Consider the following 1,154-nt stretch of genomic DNA (forward strand, 5'->3'; position numbering starts at 1 on the left):
GCAGTAGGATAAATGCCATCTGCCGAAAAGAAATTCCCTTTTACCCAATCCGGATTAACTTTTATACCATCATCTGTTGTATAATTTCCTGCGATGATCTTTTTGTATAAACCATAAATATCCACAACCGGCAAATTTAATTCTTTGGCTTTGCGGTTAATATTCACATCATTATAAACCGTAGGTGATACAGCAGTCCATTCATCATTTCCATTCTGATATTTAGATAAAACGTCCTCTAGATTCAACAATGCCAGATCTTTTATTTCACCTCTCATAAGTTTTTCTACATAAGGAGTAGGTATTAATTTATCAATCGTTGGATCAAAATCCCGGTAGTCTTCTGAATGAAAACTTTTTTGTACCCTAAGAATGACATTTAATTTTTTAATTTTTTCATTAGTGATTTGATTAAAATAAGGCAAATCCATCACATCTGGAACTGTTAGCATAAGCCCCTTTGCTTTTTTGTCAACCAATGACTGAACTAATGAAGTTCCTCCCGTTCCATCAAAAGGGTTCAGTTTTGTTATTCCACCAGCCCCACCTAATGCAATACTATTTACTAAATTATCCATACCCGCCTCAAAAATAAAAAAGTCGCAGTTTTGCTTTTTTAGAAATCGATAATTGTCACCATAATCCTTTTGAGGATTATCAAAGAATCTATTGGAAAACTTTTCACCCACATTATTATTATCATATGACAAAGGACCTAGATCAGTCCCCATATTCGGAAAAGCATAGCTGTCAATTTTTCCTGTATAGGGTCTGAGGATATTGGCTGTATTGTCGGTATAAGCCAGGTTGTTGGTTACCAAATTAAAGGAGGCGATGGGTTCGGTATTTATGAGGGTTTTATAGCCTGAGCCATTGCCCTCATTGGGGTCAAATAGCGGTAGGTTTATAGATAGCCCCATTTGCCTGGCCACTAAATTGGGGAAAGCGGTTAACTGCCCTTCCCGATAAAGCCCGCCATCTCTAAAACCTGCAGAAAGAGCACCTCCTATAGACATTAGCCTAAAGTTTCCTAAATTGAGTAGGGTATTGGTAATAGCTGTTAAATCAATTTTAATACCAGTTAGGACTGGTAAAATGTCTTTATCGGCTTTAACTCTGATAGTGGTATCGCCATGGTTAGCCCAACCCAAAAA

The 1,154-nt window shown here is 37.0% G+C and carries 1 protein-coding gene; it reads right to left on the reverse strand.

The annotated features are described in order from the left end of the window. Positions 1 to 1,154 (reverse strand): hypothetical protein (locus BM179_RS25495; RefSeq protein WP_177219514.1); only part of this gene is annotated, 1,154 nt, incomplete at both ends.

The sequence above is a fragment of the Pseudarcicella hirudinis genome (assembly GCF_900115665.1).
GTDB classification, from domain to species: domain Bacteria; phylum Bacteroidota; class Bacteroidia; order Cytophagales; family Spirosomataceae; genus Pseudarcicella; species Pseudarcicella hirudinis.